At 38.0% G+C, this 19,252-nt stretch carries 20 protein-coding genes; all 20 read right to left on the bottom strand.

All coding sequences use genetic code 11. From position 1 onward, the window contains the following. Nucleotides 1–2 precede the first annotated feature (2 nt). Nucleotides 3–1,655 (bottom strand): recombinase family protein, encoded by a 1,653-nt coding sequence (locus tag PRVXT_RS07870; protein ID WP_350342335.1) that lies wholly within the window; start codon nt 1,653–1,655, stop codon nt 3–5. 251 nt (nt 1,656–1,906) lie between these two features. Next, complete coding sequence (locus PRVXT_RS07875; RefSeq protein WP_350342336.1) at nt 1,907–2,911, bottom strand: N-acetylmuramoyl-L-alanine amidase; 1,005 nt, start codon at nt 2,909–2,911, stop codon at nt 1,907–1,909. Continuing rightward, nucleotides 2,895–3,314 (bottom strand): phage holin family protein, encoded by a 420-nt coding sequence (locus PRVXT_RS07880; protein ID WP_350342337.1) that lies wholly within the window; start codon nt 3,312–3,314, stop codon nt 2,895–2,897. The genes PRVXT_RS07875 and PRVXT_RS07880 overlap by 17 nt, the downstream gene beginning before the upstream one ends. Before the next feature lie 99 nt (nt 3,315–3,413). After that, a complete protein-coding gene (locus PRVXT_RS07885) occupies nt 3,414–4,772 on the bottom strand; it encodes a hypothetical protein (RefSeq protein ID WP_350342338.1) in 1,359 nt (452 codons plus the stop codon). A 17-nt stretch (nt 4,773–4,789) separates the two neighbouring features. Then, nucleotides 4,790–6,241, bottom strand: coding sequence for a hypothetical protein (locus PRVXT_RS07890; RefSeq protein ID WP_350342339.1), 1,452 nt, complete (start codon nt 6,239–6,241; stop codon nt 4,790–4,792). A 16-nt stretch (nt 6,242–6,257) separates the two neighbouring features. Beyond that, complete coding sequence (locus PRVXT_RS07895) at nt 6,258–8,117, bottom strand: LamG-like jellyroll fold domain-containing protein (protein WP_350342340.1); 1,860 nt, start codon at nt 8,115–8,117, stop codon at nt 6,258–6,260. Next, a complete protein-coding gene (locus PRVXT_RS07900) occupies nt 8,110–9,396 on the bottom strand; it encodes a hypothetical protein (protein ID WP_350342341.1) in 1,287 nt (428 codons plus the stop codon). Before PRVXT_RS07900 ends, PRVXT_RS07895 begins: the two co-directional genes overlap by 8 nt. Further along, nucleotides 9,393–9,770 (bottom strand): hypothetical protein, encoded by a 378-nt coding sequence (locus PRVXT_RS07905; RefSeq protein WP_350342342.1) that lies wholly within the window; start codon nt 9,768–9,770, stop codon nt 9,393–9,395. Before PRVXT_RS07905 ends, PRVXT_RS07900 begins: the two co-directional genes overlap by 4 nt. Next, nucleotides 9,770–13,081, bottom strand: coding sequence for a phage tail tape measure protein (locus PRVXT_RS07910; RefSeq protein ID WP_350342343.1), 3,312 nt, complete (start codon nt 13,079–13,081; stop codon nt 9,770–9,772). The genes PRVXT_RS07905 and PRVXT_RS07910 overlap by 1 nt, the downstream gene beginning before the upstream one ends. A gap of 48 nt (nt 13,082–13,129) precedes the next feature. Continuing rightward, nucleotides 13,130–13,285, bottom strand: coding sequence for a hypothetical protein (locus PRVXT_RS07915; RefSeq protein WP_350342344.1), 156 nt, complete (start codon nt 13,283–13,285; stop codon nt 13,130–13,132). Nucleotides 13,286–13,299: 14 nt separating this feature from the next. After that, on the bottom strand, nt 13,300–13,596 hold the full coding sequence (gpG, locus tag PRVXT_RS07920) for a phage tail assembly chaperone G (RefSeq protein ID WP_350342345.1): 297 nt from the start codon (nt 13,594–13,596) through the stop codon (nt 13,300–13,302). A gap of 13 nt (nt 13,597–13,609) precedes the next feature. After that, entirely contained in the window at nt 13,610–14,176 is a 567-nt protein-coding gene (locus tag PRVXT_RS07925) for a major tail protein (protein WP_350342346.1), read from the bottom strand. Between the two features lie 4 nt (nt 14,177–14,180). Then, entirely contained in the window at nt 14,181–14,510 is a 330-nt protein-coding gene (locus PRVXT_RS07930) for a hypothetical protein (protein ID WP_350342347.1), read from the bottom strand. Next, entirely contained in the window at nt 14,507–14,878 is a 372-nt protein-coding gene (locus PRVXT_RS07935) for an HK97-gp10 family putative phage morphogenesis protein (RefSeq protein WP_350342348.1), read from the bottom strand. The genes PRVXT_RS07930 and PRVXT_RS07935 overlap by 4 nt, the downstream gene beginning before the upstream one ends. Then, a complete protein-coding gene (locus tag PRVXT_RS07940; RefSeq protein WP_350342349.1) occupies nt 14,865–15,197 on the bottom strand; it encodes a phage head closure protein in 333 nt (110 codons plus the stop codon). The genes PRVXT_RS07935 and PRVXT_RS07940 overlap by 14 nt, the downstream gene beginning before the upstream one ends. A gap of 2 nt (nt 15,198–15,199) precedes the next feature. After that, nucleotides 15,200–15,763 carry a head-tail connector protein gene (locus tag PRVXT_RS07945; protein ID WP_350342350.1) on the bottom strand — a complete coding sequence of 188 codons (564 nt, stop codon included), beginning with the start codon at nt 15,761–15,763 and terminating at the stop codon, nt 15,200–15,202. An 8-nt stretch (nt 15,764–15,771) separates the two neighbouring features. Then, nucleotides 15,772–15,954, bottom strand: coding sequence for a hypothetical protein (locus PRVXT_RS07950; RefSeq protein WP_350342351.1), 183 nt, complete (start codon nt 15,952–15,954; stop codon nt 15,772–15,774). A 74-nt stretch (nt 15,955–16,028) separates the two neighbouring features. Beyond that, the gene (locus PRVXT_RS07955; RefSeq protein ID WP_350342352.1) at nt 16,029–17,216 is read right to left on the bottom strand and encodes a phage major capsid protein; all 1,188 of its coding nucleotides are present in this window, start codon (nt 17,214–17,216) and stop codon (nt 16,029–16,031) included. Between the two features lie 17 nt (nt 17,217–17,233). After that, nucleotides 17,234–17,959, bottom strand: a complete 726-nt coding sequence (locus tag PRVXT_RS07960) for a head maturation protease, ClpP-related (protein ID WP_434064287.1) — start codon at nt 17,957–17,959, stop codon at nt 17,234–17,236. Beyond that, entirely contained in the window at nt 17,956–19,161 is a 1,206-nt protein-coding gene (locus PRVXT_RS07965; protein WP_434064317.1) for a phage portal protein, read from the bottom strand. Before PRVXT_RS07965 ends, PRVXT_RS07960 begins: the two co-directional genes overlap by 4 nt. Nucleotides 19,162–19,252: the final 91 nt, after the last annotated feature.

The following is a 19,252-nucleotide window of genomic DNA, read 5'->3' on the forward strand; positions in this document are numbered from 1 at the left end:
ATCTAATCCCCCTTTAGTTTAATTTCTGTTTGATTTCCAGTAATCCAGTTTATTTTAAAAAGTGTAGGTGATATTACCTTGACGTTTAACACCCAGGCTCTTAAAAACTCAACATCATCTGATGCCTCTTTTAACCTTTTAAAAGGTCTTTTCATAGCTAATAAGTCTTTTAATGTTTTAAGAGCCTTTTTTCGGTAATTATAGTCCCCTTCTACTAGATCCCACCACCTTTCCTTATCCTCTATTTTTTGCTCTAAACTCTTACGTTTAAATTCAAGTTTTGCTAGTTTATCTTCATTTTCTCCATTAATTAATGCCATGTTTTCTTCAAATAAAATCCGTTGTAAGTCTATTTTTAACTGGTTATACTCAAAATCTGCTGATGGTGTTATTTTTTCAAGTTCCTTTATCAAATCTACTACCTTTTGGTTTACTTTACTTGCGCTTCCTAGTTTATACTTTTTAGTAAAAGCCTCTATTATTGCCTTTTTAATAGGCCCTTCTTTAATTCCTTGTAAATTACATAGGCTTTTACTTTTCACACTTTTACCGCACCTCCAGGTAACGACCCCTTTGCAATAGTAACGTTGTAAGTTACTGCCGCAATTTTCACATTTAAGTCTTTTTGATAAAGGATAAGTTATTTTTCTTTTATTATTTGCTTTTTTATTGTGACTTCTTTTTAAAAGCTCCTCTTGGGCCCTTTGAAAGGTTTTTCTATCTATAATGGGTGGATGATGATCTTCGATGAGATACTGGTTTTTCGCACCATCATTTTTTATTCCCTTATGGCTTAAGTAATCCTCTGTATAAGTCTTTTGGCAAAGCACATCTCCTGTGTAACGCTCGTTTTTCAGAATACTTCTAACCGCAAGGGCGGACCAATCAGTTCTTCCGTTTGCTTTTTTATACCCTTTTTTAATAAACGACTTTGCAATTTTTGATGGATTTTTGCCATTTAGACATTCTTTAAAAGCTTCCCTTACTACTGCAGCTTCTGTTTCGTTTATTAGCCAATTTTTGTTTTCATCTCTTGTATAGCCCAATATTCGAATAAAATTGGCTTGCCCTTGTGCAAAGCGTTTAGCAAATGACCAAGTCACATTTTCTGAAATACTCCTACTTTCTTCTTGGGCTACAGCTGAAAGTAACGTCATTATAAACTCGCTTTTCATATCTTCTGTGTCGATGTTTTCTTTTTCAAATATTAGCCTAACCCCTTTTTCTTTTAACTGCCTAACTGTATCAAGGGAGTCAGTAACGCTGCGTGCAAATCGTGATATTGATTTGCAAAGGACAAGGTCTATTTTACCTTCAAGGCAATCCCTAATTAGTTTGCTAAATCCAGTGCGTCCGTCTATTTTAGTTCCTGTTTTCCCGCGATCAGAATAGACACCGACAAAATGATAATTAGGATTTGATCTAATATAGTTTGTAAAATACTTAGTTTGGTTTTCTAATGAATCCTCTTGCATATCCGTCATAGAGCTTACACGACAGTAGCAAGCTGCTTTAATCTTTTTAGGTTTTGAGGCTTTCTCTTCTGTTCCGTAGTCAATACTAAGATTTCTATCAAAGCTTGGCATCTCACCCCCAGCTGTAATTTTAGAATCTAAAAAACCTACTTTGCTATCACTTAATAAAGGCTTTTGCATCTTTTCCTCCCTCCTTTCCTTTTTAGCCGATTTTTAAACTAATGGGTCGCGCCCCATTCAATCAGCTTTTGTTTTAAAAAAGTTCCTAAAACCCCTTCTCTTTAGGCTTTTGAGGCTCTTTAAGCTACTACATATATCACTTAAAAGAGGCTAAAAAGCAAGTAAATGAAGGGATAAAAAGCCATAAAATAGGCAAAAAATTAAGCCGATGTTTGTTAAAAAACACCGGCTTTTAAACTTAAAAAAGCAACTTAATCTCGTCTTATATAAGCATCAAATCCAGCGGATTTAAGTCTTTTTAATAACTTATCTGCGTTTTCCTTTTTAGAAAACGCTCCAGCTTGAACTCGGTATAGCTTTTTACCGCTACCTTTAGAGGCCTTGTCTTCTTTAGGTCGTGCCGACAGATTGGTTAAACCGTCAATGTCTGCCCAGGTCATAATACCCTTTGACTCTTCTTTAGAATTTTTATCAACCTTTTTTCCTAGTAACACGCAGCTTTTTCCGCCTCTTATAACAAGGTTTCCTCCTGATTTTATTTGTGTCACCTTATGATAAGTATCTTTAACCCAGTTAGGAATCCTTGGGCCTCCAGGATAGTACCTACTTGTTGACTCTTTAATCTTAACAACATCTCCAACCTTAATAGCTACTGGTTGCAAATTATCCCCTCCCTCTTTTTGCAAAGCTTCTTTTACTGCAAGCCTAAAGGTATCCATGCTTTCGCCATGTTTAGGAAGCCAATGGCCTACATCTGCGTGGTTACTTGCAATACCTTTTTGATGTCCTTCTGAGTGGCCGATTATATCTTTTTCTGTTAGATCATACTTAAGGCAAAGCATTACGCAAAGTTCCACTGCGTTTTTCCAAGCTTTCCTAAAGTATTCCTCATGCTTTTGTACATCGTAGCCAACCATAGTAGCTCCAGAGTAGGAAAAGCCTGCTGGCTCGCATATCTCAAAGCCGATATGGGTATTGTTAGCTGCTCCCCCTGCATGCCACCCTCTATGGTCCCAGGGTAGGTATTGCCATACCTCTTTATCATCTAAAAAGGCATGAATACAAACTTGCCGGTTTATCTCACCTTTTTTGTATGATCTGTTCCAACGGCTAAACCAGCTAGCTGCCATCACACCTGGAGTGGCAGTAGAGTGTACCATTATACCTTTCGGTTTGATTTTACGCCCTGCTTTATAACAATCGTTATTTTTCATATACCTTCTAGTTAACTGCTTTAAGTTAGTAGTTACTCCCATCTTTATCCCCTCCTTTTTTAAGTTGGGCTAAAACGTCTTTAAGCTTAGCTGGCACCGGTAGCCCAAGCCTTGTTGCGTTTTCTGTGATGCTAATCCCTTCATTTGAAAGATAAAAAAAGATGACAGCTGTGCGGATAGCACCTCCATCACCAATTACGTTACTGTCGATTACGTGAGCAATTCCTACAAGTGCAAAAATAACTACCTTTTGAAATATCCCCTTAGCACCTATATCGCTAGAGAGATGCCTTTCAACTATAGCGCACATCACACCTAAAATATAATCTGCCACCACAAAGGCTATTAGGGCATACAAAAAGCCATCAACTCCCCCTAAAAACCACCCGATATAACCGCCAACTGCAGCAAATGCGATTTGACCATAGGTCAGAATTTCCTTCATTAACTTCCCTCACTTTCTTTTAAATTTATCTATATAAAAAGGCGCTTCATGGTAAAAAGGTAGTTAGCCTTTAAGTCATAAGCGCCTTAGTTTATATCACTAATCCTCATCATAAATTCTGCTGCTAGATTTTTGTTGAGTTATCTTACTTATATAATCTGTTAGCCTGCCTTGGCCGATTTGGCCACCGCTATCTACTGTAAACTCAGTAGAAAATCCTCCCTTTCCAAATCTGTGCCGTATTTGAGTTATAAGGCCTAAACTATCGGCACCTTTTTCATCTATAATCACAGCCTCATCTCCAATTAGAAGATAGGGTCTAAAGGGCCCAGTGAAGGTTTCAACCTTCCCGACGTATTCTAACTGTTTAGCTATAGTGTCGGCGTAGTTTTGTGCATCGTCTTTGCTTGTTCCTTCAGGTATAGTTACATACAGAGTTTTATTTCCCCTTAGGTTCCAGCCTTGATAGGCTTTTACGTCTTTATAAATTTGAATTTCAAACCCTCTGTTATGGACACAAACCCTTCTGTAAGAGTCCATATCATCTCGAACTATGTTTCTTGAAAAAACTTCACTACCTCTTTGAAATTGGTAGGTACTTCTTATATCAAAAGCTCCATAACTATTGTTGCCTGCTACAAGCCTTCCATCTACTAACTCTTCTATTTTCCAGTTGTCTTCACTTTTTAAAATATCTTTTATGCCGCTAAGATAATCCATATTAGGGTCAAATTCGTAGCCTGCTTTAACGTTAGATGCTTGTACCACTATGTTATATGGACTAACTCCAGCTAAAATTAAAATATCTTTTATATGTTCGTGGATGTGTTTATAACTTAAAACTGTATTTTCATCAAATGACTGATCTTTAAGCGCTTTTCCCATTAAGTTTCTACCGTTACAAGAGGCAGCGTGATCTAGCAATCTGTAATTAGATCTATCAATATAAAATCTTCCTAAATCGTAAAAATCACTATCTCCCATCTTAAAGTTAAAGTTTATCCTTGAGCCTGGGGTAAGGTAAGACTCATGCTCTGAAACTCCTACATTTCCTTGTTTTTCAGGGTCAGGGTTTTTAACATTTTCTACACTTAAGTCAAAGCTAGATACCGGGCTATTTATGTCATACTGAATACTTGCATTTTCTAAATATGGGCTCAAATCTATCTCAAGCTCATAGATTAAAAGCTTATGAATATCACCGGACTTGTAAGCTCCAACCGCTCCAAAACCACCTAAAAGATTAATGCCAAAGTACTTTATGTCATCATCTACAGATATGTCCACCTTTTGTTCAAACTCCCTTTGGCTCCAAGTACCTAAAGGTGTTTGTGTTGCCGTTCCATAAAGTCTTTTGTTTTCTATAGATAGTACTTGAGCTTCATTGTCATAAAAATGAAGAAGGTCAGGATTTTTACCCTGACCAACTTCTTGTACCTTTTCAAATTCTAAACGCATACTATTCACCTCATAACTTAACCCTCTCCAAACTGTATCTCAAAGGAAACGTCTAACACATAATCCTCTGTCTTAGGTATATAAGGCACCGTATAATCTGCTGTAATCGCGGCACCTTCGCTTGGAGGTGTGTCAAAAACAACTGTTGGCGTTTTATAGTTTTCATTTAGCATCCTAACAGAATGGATGGTAGAAGTTGAGCTATCATGGCCAGAAAATCTAAACCGTAGATATTCATATGGCTCTTCTATAGTGTAGGTATAAGTGCTTGGATCCCACCCTCCATCTGAAGCTGAGTAAATTTGTTCAAATTCTTCCCCATCATTTGAGCCATCTACATAAACATAGGCTCGCCTTGCGCTAAAAAAATATTCCCCTTCAAGGACAAACTCTAATGTCTTACCTACTATTTTACTTGGGTCTACCTTTACTACAGTTGTCGGCAAAAGCTCGGCGTACTCAGGTTTTCCGTTAAAAGGGCTTGAAAATATATTAAGGTTATTTGGATTTAATGATAAATCTAGAGCCTTCCAAAGAGGAAGCTTTTCTCGATACGATCCACTTTCTATATTATTTAGTGTAATGTTTTCAGCCTTTTGCCCATCAACTCTTATATCCACATCAAAAATATCATATCTTTTTAAGTCAAACTCAGTAGTTTCCCCATCTCCAACCCCAATATTTTGTTCTTCTAATCTAAATGGCTGCCACTTAGTTGAGTTTATTAAGCTAGCCCTACACAAATCTGACAGAGCTACTTCATAGATATCATAGTTTCCTTCGTCGGTGTTAAGTCTGGTTGAGAAAGTAACTTTGCGGTTTTGCTCATCAGATGTGCGGGTTAAACGTCTAGAGTAAATATAGTTACCAACATCACCGGTTTGGGTGTTCTCGCCTATGTTACCTATAATAAGTCTGGGGTCGGAAAAGTCATCACCAGTTAAATATGAGATTAATCTATTATTATTTCCTCGCTGAAAAAAATCAATTTCAGGGTTAGTATTATCTAGCTCTATAAAAACTGTGGCATATATAGTTATAATATCGATGTCGGTTTTGTTGATGGTTAAGAGGTTTCCTTCCGCATCTTTAATTAAAGCGTGGGTGTTTACACTTACGTTCAGATTACTGATACCAACTTCAGTTATCGACTCTCCTACATATTCATCAGCTTCTAACCTAATGCTTTTTGTCCACGAGCTAACAGGAAAATCTCGCACAACTTCCTCTGTTGTAGCTCTTTTTCTGTCAATCCTGTCAAAAAGGGATGTGCGGGTAGGCTCTGGAGTTCCTGTGCCTCTTCCAAATACAATATTATCAAAATAGCTTTCAAACTCTACTAACCGACTATACATACGGTTTAAAATAATATTTTCTGCCTGTCCCTTTATCTTTAGTTTATTTGTTTTAGCATCCCTAACTTCAATATCAAAGCGGTTGTGAATATTTGCTTTTGTTAAAGCCTTCATTTATATCACCTCTTTTCTATGGGTTAATCACATCGATATGGATAAAGTCTAACTCTAAGTTTATCGCCTTTGCTGTTATTGTTTCTTGATTTATAGGCACATCTTTATAGTTAATTTTTAAAAAATCCAAACTATAGTCTGATGATGCATTTAGATTTTCAGTAAGGTAAGGGTTTAAAAGAGGTTTTAACCCTTTAGGCTTAAAGTTTTCAGTAAAGCTTTCAACACTTCCAAACTCCCCTGTTAAGTTACCTTTTGAAGCGTCATATGAAACTGTAAGCTCACCTTTAACATTTTGAAATCTTTCTGTGCTTAAATCCTTAGTTTCTAAAATCAGCTTTAAATTATCAGCTAAAGCAGTACTTTCTATAGTTGGAGTAATTAAAGTATTTTCTGTAGATAAGATAAACCTTAAATAAAAAATGTTCTCCTCTATGATTTCGCCGTTATTTATAGGTTGCCAGTTGGTTTTATCAAAAGAGATAAAGGAGTCTATCTTTGTATTTTCCGGCTCACTTTTTTCTATCTTAAACATACAAGGATGTTCAGACTCTATAGCCTCTGTCTGTACTTCTTTTAAAGGTTTGTATACTCCATCGCCTTCTAAAAAAGAGATGTGATCAAAGGTTTTTCTTCCTGTCGAGGTAAAATACCCTATACCAAACTTGCCTTTTTCATATTGATCATCTTCAACTTCTAACATCCAATTATCCGGTTCTTCATTATCGTCTGGCCAAACTTTAGCTCGTAATTGATTACCTATTGCTTGAAATCTAATCCAATAATAAACATCTGTATCCCAAGAATAGTCTTTAGAAACTAGGGTGTTTGTACTTGGTGTATAAGCTACTATGCGAATGATATCATCTCCACCATAAAGTTCTGCAAAATATCCTCGTTCGTCACCAGAATCCCCTTTCGCTCTTAGATGCGCCCTTATTTGGTTATTAGATTTACTTTGCGTCTTTGCCTTAATTAAAATTTCTCCGTCTTTAAACTCGTTAGGATTTGTTAAGACGCATCTTCCTGAGTCACTTGTGCTAATAGTGAGTTGACCTTGGGTGGTTATATTATAATCAAAAGAGCCCCATAGGGGCTCAAAGACATTATAGTACCATGTTGATCTATCAATATCTCCATGGTTGTTATTTATAAGATCAAAAGCTGTGTCACCTGCTTCTTCACCGATCTTCCAATGACCAACTAAAGTGTCATTTGTCCAGATTTCAACATTTGAGATTATTCCATCAAAGTAGTTACCGTCATCACGCCTACCGATCTCAATTCCGGTTGTAGGGTTTAATACTTTGTTAGTAGTGGTAAAGGAATATACTTTTTCACCGTCAAAGAAAATATCCACTTCACCTTTTTTGTAACTAAACTCTATATCATGGAATTTGTAACGCTTGCAGTAGTCTCCATCTGGGCCATCATGTCGTTCTCCGTATATGTTTACTCTAGGTTGACCGTTAAATATATAAAGCGCCCAAGCATTATCATTTGGTGTATTTACTATTCTTTGGTTTCCGCTAGTTGTGTTTGTCATAATGCGAGCCTTAACCCTTAGGTTGTCAGTACTGTACTTTTCAATAAAGGGAATGCTGATATGGTTGTTTCCTTGAAAAAATAATGATTTTTCTTCTTTACGGGGGTTTTCCTTTAAGCTTATATTTTCTTTTGACCATAACGGCACAGCGTCAACTTTTTTAAGTGGATAATCTTTGTCAATCAGTGGACCGTTTACGTGCTTATGCTCCGTTCCTGTTATAGTAAAAGCATTATTGTTTAGGGTTTTATCTTTAAATTCATTTGTCAGGGCTTTATCAAACTTTATAACCACATACTTGCCATCTGATTTTTCCCATTTTCTACTCATTGTAGATCTCCTCCACTTTAGGTAAAGGTAGTGATTCTGGCACTAAGTTTTTAGGGTAAAATTTTTGCTTAAATGGCTCATAAACATCACCCACTCCATTTTCCGTTTCATTTGCTCTAAATCGTAAAACCCCTTCTTCACCTACGTCATTAAAATTTGTAAATGTAAGCTTATACGTATTTATATCTATCCTTTCAATGCTTTCAGGATAGTACTTTCTATTAAAGTTATCCTCAATTTCAAAGTCAGATTCTTTGTAGTTATAAATTTCATTTTTCACCCTAACTATTAGAATCTTGCCCCAGTTTTCTTCAGCGTCTGGTATGTTTTCGATATGCATAAAGCTATTGTCTGTGCTGGCATACAAAAGCTCTAAATTTACTTTGCCAGGTTTTATATTTATTGTTTCTTTTAAAGCCGATAAATCTAGGTAATCAATCGGGATAAAGTTTATGTTTAAAGTATGTGGCCTAACATGAATTTTTTCAGGTAAAATCGCCATGCCAGCCCAGTTTCTTTTAGTTATAGCCCAGCTTATGGTTTCATTTTCATCTTCGATAATAAAGCCTAAGCGATAGTCGTTTGTTAAAAAGAGGTTTATACTTTGGGCTTTTTTAGCAAACTCTGAAACGGCCCGTTCATTTTCCCATACAAAACTGTTATCTTCTTGCTCTGAATAGTTTCTATAATAAACCTTTCCATCTGTTTTAATGTAAGCTGCTACTACTCCATGGTCATGAGCTGGCATAGCTACGCTTTTCCAGCCTCTTATGGCCGTAACTTTTTTTACACCTTCTGCAAGCTTTTGCTTTGTGTTATGTTCATCCCACCTTTGGGTATACAAAGCGCCGCTATTATCTACCCAAAATATATAGGGCTTTTCATAGGTCTTTATATTCCATAGGTTTCTTTGGTTTAACTCCCACCTACCATCAAAGGCAATTGCTACAGACTTTGCTTTTCCTACTTCAAATTGATTAATAAATCCGTCGCCTTTTTTATCTGGGTATGCTCTTTTTGAAGTTTTAGCTATACCGTTATCTATATGGATCTCATAAATACCAGTTGGCCTTCCTAAAGGGGCTAGCCTTTGAGGTGTAACTGCTATATCTGATAGCCCTTCCTTTTCCCTTATAATCTCTGTATTAAAATAGGTGGTGTCTTGGATTGAAGAGCGGGCCCTTGATATAGTCACTTCTACCTGGGGGTTTGTATTTTTATATTTTGTGTACTCTTTACTTTTAAGTTTTTCTTTTAGAGAGGGAGGTATTTTCCTCATGTATCTAGACCCTCATCTGTTATTTTTAAGTTTACATCCCCTCTAAAAAGTCTTTTGTTTCTGTTTTTAAACCCCACAGTAATTCGCGACCAAGCAATTGCACTATCAATTGCGCCAACATAGCTTCTATCGTATTCTATTAGCTTTATATATTCACCTTTTGCTTCAAGGACATCTATCATTTCAACCTGGTTTTGGTTTGCGATAACTTTAAAGTTTATACTTTTTTGGGGGTTTCCTATAATTTGAGTGTGAAAGCTTCCATCTAACAGTTGGTTTGTTATCTTTACGGTTTGATATCTTATCGGCGAGACTTCTTTTACAATTTCGCTTAAACGGGTATTTTCCATATTTTCAATTCTAATATCAACCATTAGCCTCTCGCCTCCTGCCGCAACCTATCCATGATGATATCAACTGTTCCGGAAAGCTCATTTTGATTATTTACCCCTACTACTTTAATTGTTCCAGTGTGGTTAATACTGCCTTTATTATCTAAAATCTTCTCTGTGTGGTAGTCGTTATATATCTTAGAGCCCCTAGGAAGTTCAACAAGCTCTGGTCCTAACTCGCCTACCATAGTTAGACCGCCTTTAAAGAAGCTTGTCCCTTGATAGTTACTTTGAAAAGGGGATGTAACCTTACTTGCAATGCTTTCTGTTATGTTTTGAACCCTTTGAGTAAATGTAACTTCCTTATCTTCTACCCTTTGTTCGTTCCAGCTTCTAAGGCGGTCGATACCACTTTGTATGGAATCGCCAATGTTTGAAAACGACTCTGAAACTTTATCTGCCATAGAGGAAAACCTTCCACCGGTTAAATCATCCATAGTAGTTAAGGTGTTCTCCCAATCTTTTCGATATCTATCTGTAAAGGTTTTAATTGTCCCTTGTATCCCACCGCCATTTTCGCTTATTGTATCTCGCATGTTCTGCCAAGACTCTGAGGTGTTAGATTTTAAATCATCCCAAGTTTCACTCGTTCTGTTTTTAAGGTTATTCCAAGAGTTACTTATGCTCTCTCCTATTTCCCTTGACCTTTCGGCGATGCTGTTTTTCATAACTTCCCATCTAGAAAGAACTTCACCGGTTTGCCAATTTACTTGATCTACATGCTCGTTTGCCTGAATCTTTGCCTCTGAAATTACACCTTCGTGCATCTCTTCGGCCCTTTTTATAGCTTCTTCTTTTTGGCGGGTAGCATCTTCGATTAACCTCTCTGCTTGCTCATTTGAGATAACCCCTGCTTCATCTCTTTGCCTTATGATTTCTTTTATAACTTCGTTGTGCTGATCTTGAGCGGATTTAATGGCCCCTTCTTTTTGCTCTAAGCTGTTTTGTACAACTTCTGCCGCTTGTAGCGCCGATATTTCGCCAGCTTGGGCTCTCATTCTTTCCATAATAGCCTTTGATTCAAGCTCGCTTTCCGATAGAACTTGTATCCCTGTTTCCACCATTTCCTCTTGGATAGCTTCTATTTCTCTTTGTTCTGCTTTTGTTAGCGCTCTTTTTTCTTCTGAAGCTCTTTCTAATATTTCTTTGATTTTAGCTTCGCCATCTTCAATTGATTGTTTTCTATCTTCATAACCTTGCTCCATATTATCTAGTACCTCTTGTTGCTCCTCTTTAGAAAGCTCTGAGCTACTATTTACAAAGTTTTTCATTTTAGCTAAAGACTCTTCATGATGCTCATCTAGACCTTCTTGAATCTCTTTGGCCATTTGAGAAAAGTTATCTGTAATTCCTTCTGCCATTTCCTTAGTTACCTCTTGGCCGCTCCAAGAAAGCTGATTAAGGGCTAAAGTTGCTTCTTCGTTAAGCTCCATAAAACTTCCTACAGCTTCTTGGGTAGTTTCTGATATTTCATCGCCAAAAAGGTCCATAGCTGGAATGCTATCTTGTCTTAGGTGTCTAGCTAAAGCAATACCTCCTGCTGTAAGGCCAGCTACGGCAGCGATTGCAAGGCCCACAGGGCCGGTTAAAACTGTGGCCGCTGCAGCAAGCGCCCCTTTTCCTGCCACAAGACCTGTTGTAGCTTTGGCAGCTGCTCCTGCCGCTGCAGTTTTTCCCGCTATGGCTACTGAAATTTTAGAAAAAGCGCCAATTATTGCTCCGGCACCTGATACAATTTTCCCGCCTATAATTAAAATTGGGCCTAAAGCCGCAGCTAATGCTCCTAACTTTATTATAGTTTCTTGGGTTCCTTCATCTAAATTAGAAAACCATGTTACACCCGATTGAAGGTGGCCAACTAAAGTATTTAGATGGGGAACTAGAACCTCAAAGATTTGTATACCTACCCCTTCTAGGGCTGACTTTAATTTTGTAAGCTCACCTTGTAGGTTATCTTGCATCGTTTCTGCCATTTTACTTGCGGCACCTTCAGATCCCTTAATGGACTTTTCAAGCTCTTTGTACCTTTCAGACCCTGTGCCAAGCATGATGTTAACTCCACGCATAGCTTGTTCGCCAAATAAAGCGCTTAGAGCGTGGTCTCTTTGGGCATCTGTCATATCCTCTGTTGCATCTTCAAGCTCTTTCATAACAGACCCTAGATCTCGCATAGACCCATCGGCGTTATATATTCCTATCTTTGCTAAGTCATCAAACTCTTTTCCTAGCTCCTCTACTACTAACTGGCCATCTGTGGCGTTTTGCTTCATATCTCTAAGCATGGCTGTAAAGGTTGTACCGGCCATAGAGCCTTTAATACCAGAGTCAGCAAAGATTCCTAAAATAGTGTTAGTTTGCGCTAAATCCATACCTGCAGAGTTTGCCGCAGCTCCCGCTCTTTTTAAAGCTTCCCCTAAGTTATGTACGTTAGTGTTTGCATTAGCTTGGGTTGCCGCAAATATATCCGAAGCTTTTGCTGCATCTTCTGCCTCCATTTGAAATGCACTCATGGTGTCTGTGACAATGTCGGATGCTTGACCTAAATTCATAGACGCAGCTGCCGCTAAATCTAGCACTCCCGGAAGACCTGCTACCATCTGCTTTGTATCCCAACCGGCTAAGGCCATATAGTTTAAAGCCTCAGCTGACTGGTTTGCACTAAACTTTGTAGTAGACCCCATCTCTTTAGCTATATCTTCTAGCTCTTTAAGCTCATCTCCCGTAGCTCCCGTTGTGGCTTGCACCTGACTCATGGCAGCTTCAAAGTCTGAGCCCACTTTTATAGCTGCAGTTGCTATGCCTGTAAGTGGTAAGGTAACTTTTTTAGTTAGGCCTTTTCCCACACTTTCCATTTTCTTGCCGACATCTTGCATCTTTTGGCCCACAGGCTCTAAGGCTTTACCTACTTGATACCAAGAAGATGATTGCTTAGTTATTTCTTGGTTTACCCGGTTTAGATCGTTTTCCATATATGAAAGCTGGGTCTTTGCTTTATTTAGCTTTATCTCTAAGTTTTGAGTAGCCCGGGAGTGTTCGCCTTTTGTTTGCACCGAAGTCTTATGAGCTTCTTCTAAGGCAGATACCTTTTGTCTTTGTATCTCTTTTTGTTTTGTCAAAGAGTCTGATCTAAGCCTTAGACTATCTAACTCATTTGAGTGTTTGCCCATTTCGGCGCTAGCCATTTTAAACTCAGACTTAACTCTTTTTAGCTCCCGGTTTAAATTACTAACACCATTTTGAAATCCGGTGCTGTCCATGCCCACCCTAACCTTTAAGTTACCTATATCCGACAATTGTCTCACCACCTTTTTAGGGCATAAAAAATACACCTTCTAGGTGCTTTATAAAATGCTGTCTATATATACTTTTTTAGCACCATTTCTTCGCTTTAAAAGTTTAAGATAATATATCAAATCCATGGAATCAATCTCGTTTAATGTCCATCCGTTATCTAAAAGGCCTATATATAGCTTTTCGATAAACTCTTGGGGATCCATGACGTTCCCCTTTACTAGTTTTTTTCATCACCTTTTGTTTCATCTTGCATTTTACCTACAACCTCTTCTATGCATTTTAAGGTAGTTGGTATCAGCTCATTAGAGGAAAGCCCATCATAGACTTCATCTACAGTAAACTGACCGCCAAAAAGCTCTACTATAAACCCTACAAGTTTATCTAGCTCATCAACTGACATCTCTTCAAAGTTAGTCCCTTGCGAGATTTCAATTGTCTTTCTAACCATCCTAGCGCTTATAAAGCCGGTGGTAAATATCTTATCTTTTCCATCTATTTTTAGTGTAATTTTCATCTAGTTAGCCTCCTTATTCGAAGTTATTTTCTGTATCCCCCGGCACTTTATCAAACCAAGTCTCTCCTACAGTTGGTTCATCGCTAGATTCATCTGCTGTTCTTTTCCACTCGCCATCAAAGGTTCTTGGCATAAACACAAGGGTAAGCCTCGGCGTTCTATGTTCTATATTTTCAGTTTTCGTAGAGTAGTCTTCTGCCATAGGCTGCGCTACTCCTTTTAAAAGCCATACATATCTATATTCACCGTTAGACTTTTGACTTTTAAAGCCAAGGGCAATATATGGCGGGCTATCTGTAGCCTTTTCTACTAGTACACCGTCTTCCATCTTACTTCCCGTAAGCTTTGCCCTAAGTTTTAAGGGAAGATCCGCCGTTTCAATTTCTACATCAATTTTACCTAAAGATGATACAGAATCCCACAGCTGGTCATCTGCATAAAGCTCTTGAGTGTTAACAGCTGGATTTATTGTTGCGTTTATAGCGCCGGATAGTTTTTGAACCTCGCCGTAGGTTAGTACTTCGTTTGTATCTTCTATTAGCTCTACAAAATGTAACTTTTTTAACCCTATTTGAGCCATGTTTTTATTCCTCCTTTTCTATTTTATATCGCATTACTTTATGGTAGATTTTAAGGTCCTGCTCATAGACATCGTAAAAGTTTATCTTGATAAAGCCTACGTCTTTAAGCCTTTTATGGACAGTTTCTACTAAAGATGTGTAATCTTTTTTAGACCAGATATCTACTTGTACATAAAACCCACTCACTTTTTCTTTATCATCAGCGAAAAGCTCTGGTTTATCTAGATAGGTAAAGAAAGTAATATATGCTTGTTTTTTACCGCTGTAGGTTTGAAAGCTTACAGGCACATCCAAATCTGATAGGGCATTTAAAATAGCGCTATTTACATTCATAGGCCCAGCCCTCTTTTAAGCTCATTTGCAATTTCTGTTTCCGCTTGTTCTTTAGATTTTTCATAACCTCTTCCCATAAAAGGGTTTGCTGTTATATTAACAGTACCAAACTCTATAAAGGCCCCATACCAGCCATCTTTATCTGGGCCAACTTCAACATGCTTTATACCTTCTTTTGTTTTAATATTGGAGGTGAAAATACTGTCTTTTAAGCTTCCGCTATCTGTAGGGGTTTCTTCTTTTATGGCCTTTTCCACTACATTTCCTGCACTTTTAAGGGCTTTGTTTTCTATGCGCTTTCCCTTTTGGTTAAGTTTTTGTAGCTCCTTTGCTAAATTATCTACCCCTTCTAACTTAAGATTTGCCACTTTCGTCCACCTCCATAGCGCTGATTTCTAAAAATCTATTTTCATAGTTAACGTTATCTATGGCTGTTATGTTATAAAGCTTATCTTTGAATGAAATAAGCATTGAAGCATTTATATAAGGAAGGTAGCGTATTGAAAACTTAACCGTTTTTTCTGCTTGAACCGCTGCCGCTGCAAAGTATTCTCGTCCCCTTAGGTTTTCTACCCCAGCCCATACAGTTTTTATATCCTGAAAGCTTTCAACCTCAAAGCCGTTTTCGTTTAAGGTTGTAGTTCGCTTCTTAAAGGTGACTCTGTGTTTTAAGTTGTTTATATGCAAATCTACCACCTCATAACTTTATATGGATATAAAAGGGCAGTTACTGAAAAGGGAACTTCGTTGCCATTTACATAGCCTTGTCTCATAATCTCTCGGTTTTCATAAAAATGCCCGCAAAGTAGTAAAGTTGCTTGTTTTATGCTATCTGGCACCTTTATATATCCAACTGTAGCTTCTATTTGAACTGACCCAGAAGATACTAAGACATCTTTAGGCCAATAGTCCCAACTTACTAAAACCGGTGGCTCTACATCTAACACTTTCCTATAGCTTTTTGGGTCAAGTTCTTTTAGTTGCCCGGTTTTATCTGTGTAACTTATCTTTTTGATTGCTTGTATAGGCTGGATCGGTAGCTTAAGTTCTCCTTTAGGAAAGCTATTTGCTATAATTTTTATTTGTTTTTGGTTTATGGCCCTTTTAGTGAAGGTTTCGCAATAGTCTACAGCTGCATTTATTAAGCTTTCTATATATCTATCTTCTTCATCGTTGTCGATTCTTAAGTGAAGTTTTACTTGCTCAAGTGGAATAACTTCTTTATCTATTGGTTTAATTACACTTATATCCATCTAACCACCTACTCGCTTTGTTTAGCTTTGGTTTTCTTTGTCCCACCTTTAGATTTTGACTCACTTTTAACCTCTTTAGCTAAGCCGGACTCTATCCATGACTTTGCCTTTTTTGCATCAAGGTTAACCTTATCACCTTTTTTATAGCTAAAATCTAAACCTGATAGGGATTGTAAAATTTCAACTTTCACCTTTTCACCTCCTAAGCCTTAAAGAGAGGCATAAAAAAAAGACCTCTCTTTAAAGTCTTAATTAGTTATTTTATTTAAGCTGAGTTCATTTTCAAAAGCTTAACTGCTTCAGGTAACACTAGCTTACCATCCACTCTTTGATAAGCTCTAAATCCGACTTGGCCATTTGCGGCGTAAAGCTCGTTTAGTCTTTGGAAAGCCCTGCCTTGTCTATCTGCTATCCAGTAATATGAATAGTCTCCAAACGCAATAGCTTCAGATCCAGCCTTAAGCTCTGGCATGTGGGCAGATGTTTTAACCGGATTATTTAAGATCTTATCAGGTTGTCCCACTTGCACAGATGGTTGCCAGATGTATTGGCCGTTATCGTCTTTTAGCTTTCTTATAGCTTTTGCGGTGCTGTCGTTTAACATCCAGGAAGCATTTTGCCTGTATGGTTCTCTAAGTGAATGCCAAAGTTCTATAACTTCGTCAAAGGTTATGGCATCTGCGACAGAACTTGTCACCCCAGTTTGCCCGGTGTTTATAATACCTGTTGGTTTGTTAGAACCATCACCTTTAACAAAAGCCTCTTCCTCGGCTGCCCCTATTCTTCTGGCAAATTCAGTTGCGATATAGGTTTCTAGGTTAAAGGCGCTGTCATTTAAAAGCTCCTCTGAAATTTTAATTATTGTCCCTACCTTGTGAGCTTTTAAAATCACCTGGCTAAACTCGTCACTACTTTCATTAAAGCCTCCTTCCTCTTCAATCCAAGTAGCAGTTCCTTGTGATGCTACCACCGGGATTTGTCTATCTCCATAAGATGTAGTAATTACTTTAGCTAGAGTTCTAAAGACATTGGTGTCATTTAAAGCTTTAACTAATGTCTTTTCAAACTCGTCGGGAACTAAAAATCCGCCTTCGCTGTCTGCCCCGGTTTGAAGAGCGTTTTGAACTTCGAAGTTACTTTTGTTTCGCATGTTTTTCCAAAAGGCTTGTCTGTACTCATTTGACGCTCTACCGGTTTTTTGACCTTCTAAGCTGCTGTCGGGGTTTGTTTTAATGGCATTTGATGTAGCTTTTGATAGCTCTTGGTCAATAGAAGCTTGTCTTTCAAGTCGGTCTATTTCTTTTCCTAAGTTAACTACCTGGGCCTCCATTTTTTCATATTGTTCAGTGTCTTCAGCTGATAATTCGCCATCTTTAGATCTACTGTCTAAAAATGCTTTAGTCTGCTCCCATAAGTTTGCTCTTTTTTCTCTAAGCTTTAGTATCTTGTCCATGTAAATACCTCCTAATTTTACTTTAATAACTCTAGTCTTTTAAAAAGCTGATCTGCTTTTGTTTTGCTTTTATCGTTAAAGGTTTGACCCTTAGCTGGTTGACTGCTTTTAGTCTTTGAAAGCTTTGATGCAAGGCTATTTGTAACTGTAGCCTTATCAAAGATAAACCCATTTGTTACTGCATCGCTTAATACAGCATCATCTTCTGAGTATAAGATTCTATCGCAAAAGTTAAGATCTAAAGCTCTTTTAGCGCTCATCCAGGTTTCTCTATCCATCATATGCGATATTTTGTTCCTGCTTAGGCCTGTCTTTTGCTCATAGGCGTTAATGATACTTTCCTTTACTTCAGATAGCATTTCTATACCCTTTTTCATATCTGTTTCTTCACCCCAAACGATGGTAGCTGGGTTATGTACCATCATCATAGCCACAGGTGACATTAAAACCTCATCGCCTGACATTGCAATAACTGAAGCAGCGCTAGCAGCAAGCCCGTCTATCTTTACAGTGACTTTCCCTTTATACTCTTTAATCATGTTATAAATTTGAGCTGCCGCAAAGACGTCTCCACCGGGTGAGTTAATCCATACGATAATGTCGTCTTCATTTTCTTCAAGCTCTTCTTTAAACTGTTTAGGGCTAACTTCATCATCCCACCAACTTTCCTGGGCTATATACCCTTCAAGGTATAAGGTTCTACCACTTTCGTTTTTAACCCAGTTCCAAAACTTCATGATCAATCCCCTCCTTCCTTTTGGTTTTCTATTTTATTTTTAGCGTAAGCTCCTACATCTTCAAGCTTTAGCATGTTACCGTTCATTGCGTAGATGTCTCCGTGTTCAATGCTGTCCATATCTTCAAGCTTTCTTATATCGTTAGGTGATAAAAAGCCGTTTTGAATTCCTATGCTATATCCTTCCATCCGACTTTTATAGTCGCCCCGCAAAAGGCCATCTACATTTAGTTTTATAAAGTAGCTATTTTTCTCGCTGGGAGTAAGTAGAGCCTTTTTAAGTGACATCTCCCACCGCAAAACCCATGGGTCTAAAGTGTATTTTACAAACTCTAATGATTGCTGCTCGATGTTTGAAAAGCTACTTTTTTCTAAGTCTCCAATCATATGAGGGGGAATTCTAAAGATCCGGGCAATCTCGTTAATCTGAAACTTTCTGGTTTGCAAAAACTGGGCCTGCTCTGGCGGTATGCCTATTGGCTTAAAGCTTAGCCCTTCTTCTAAAACAGCTACTTTATGGGCGTTTCCGCTTCCTTTGTATACGCTGTTCCAGCTATCCCGAACTTTGGCAGGATCTTTTAAGGTCCCAGGGTGCTCTAACACTCCCCCCGGTTTAGCTCCATTTGCAAACAGTTTAGCTCCATATTCTTCAGTGGCTATTGCCATTCCTATAGCATCTTTAGCCATGGCAATCGGTGAATATCCTACAATTCCATCAAAACCTAGGCCCGGGATGTGCAAAACTTCATCGGATCTTAAGTGATAGCTTTTCCCCTCCTTTTGGTAGATGTAAAAGAGGGTTCCTTTTTCGGTTCTACTTACTGTAATTTTATCCGGCATTAGAGGGTAGAGAGCCATTACCTTCCCCCTGCCATCTCTAATTATTTGAGCGTAGGCGTTTCCCCAAAGCAAAAGATGACCCATTAGTGTCTCTCGAAACACAAATGAAGTCATCTCCGGGTTTGGTTCGTCATGGAGCAAGTGGTAAAGTGGATGATCTCTTGCTTTTTCTTTACCTTTATCGGTGTATTTGTATGTGTGTAAGGGTAGAGAAGCTAATGTCTCAGCTAAAATTCTTACGCAAGCATAAACGGCCGTTGTTTGCATTGCAGTCTTTTCATTTACTACTTTACCGCTGGTGCTTAAGCCAAAGAAAAAGTTATATGCGTTTTGCCACATGTTTTTTGGGCTTGCTCTAGATTTAAACATCTTTGATATTAAGGGGATTTTCAATGTTTTATCACCTCCTAAAAATGCGCATGAAAAAAGCACCCATGGTTAGATGGATGCAATTAATTTG

It is taken from the genome of Proteinivorax tanatarense, from assembly GCF_040267685.1.
Lineage (GTDB): Bacteria > Bacillota > Proteinivoracia > Proteinivoracales > Proteinivoracaceae > Proteinivorax > Proteinivorax tanatarense.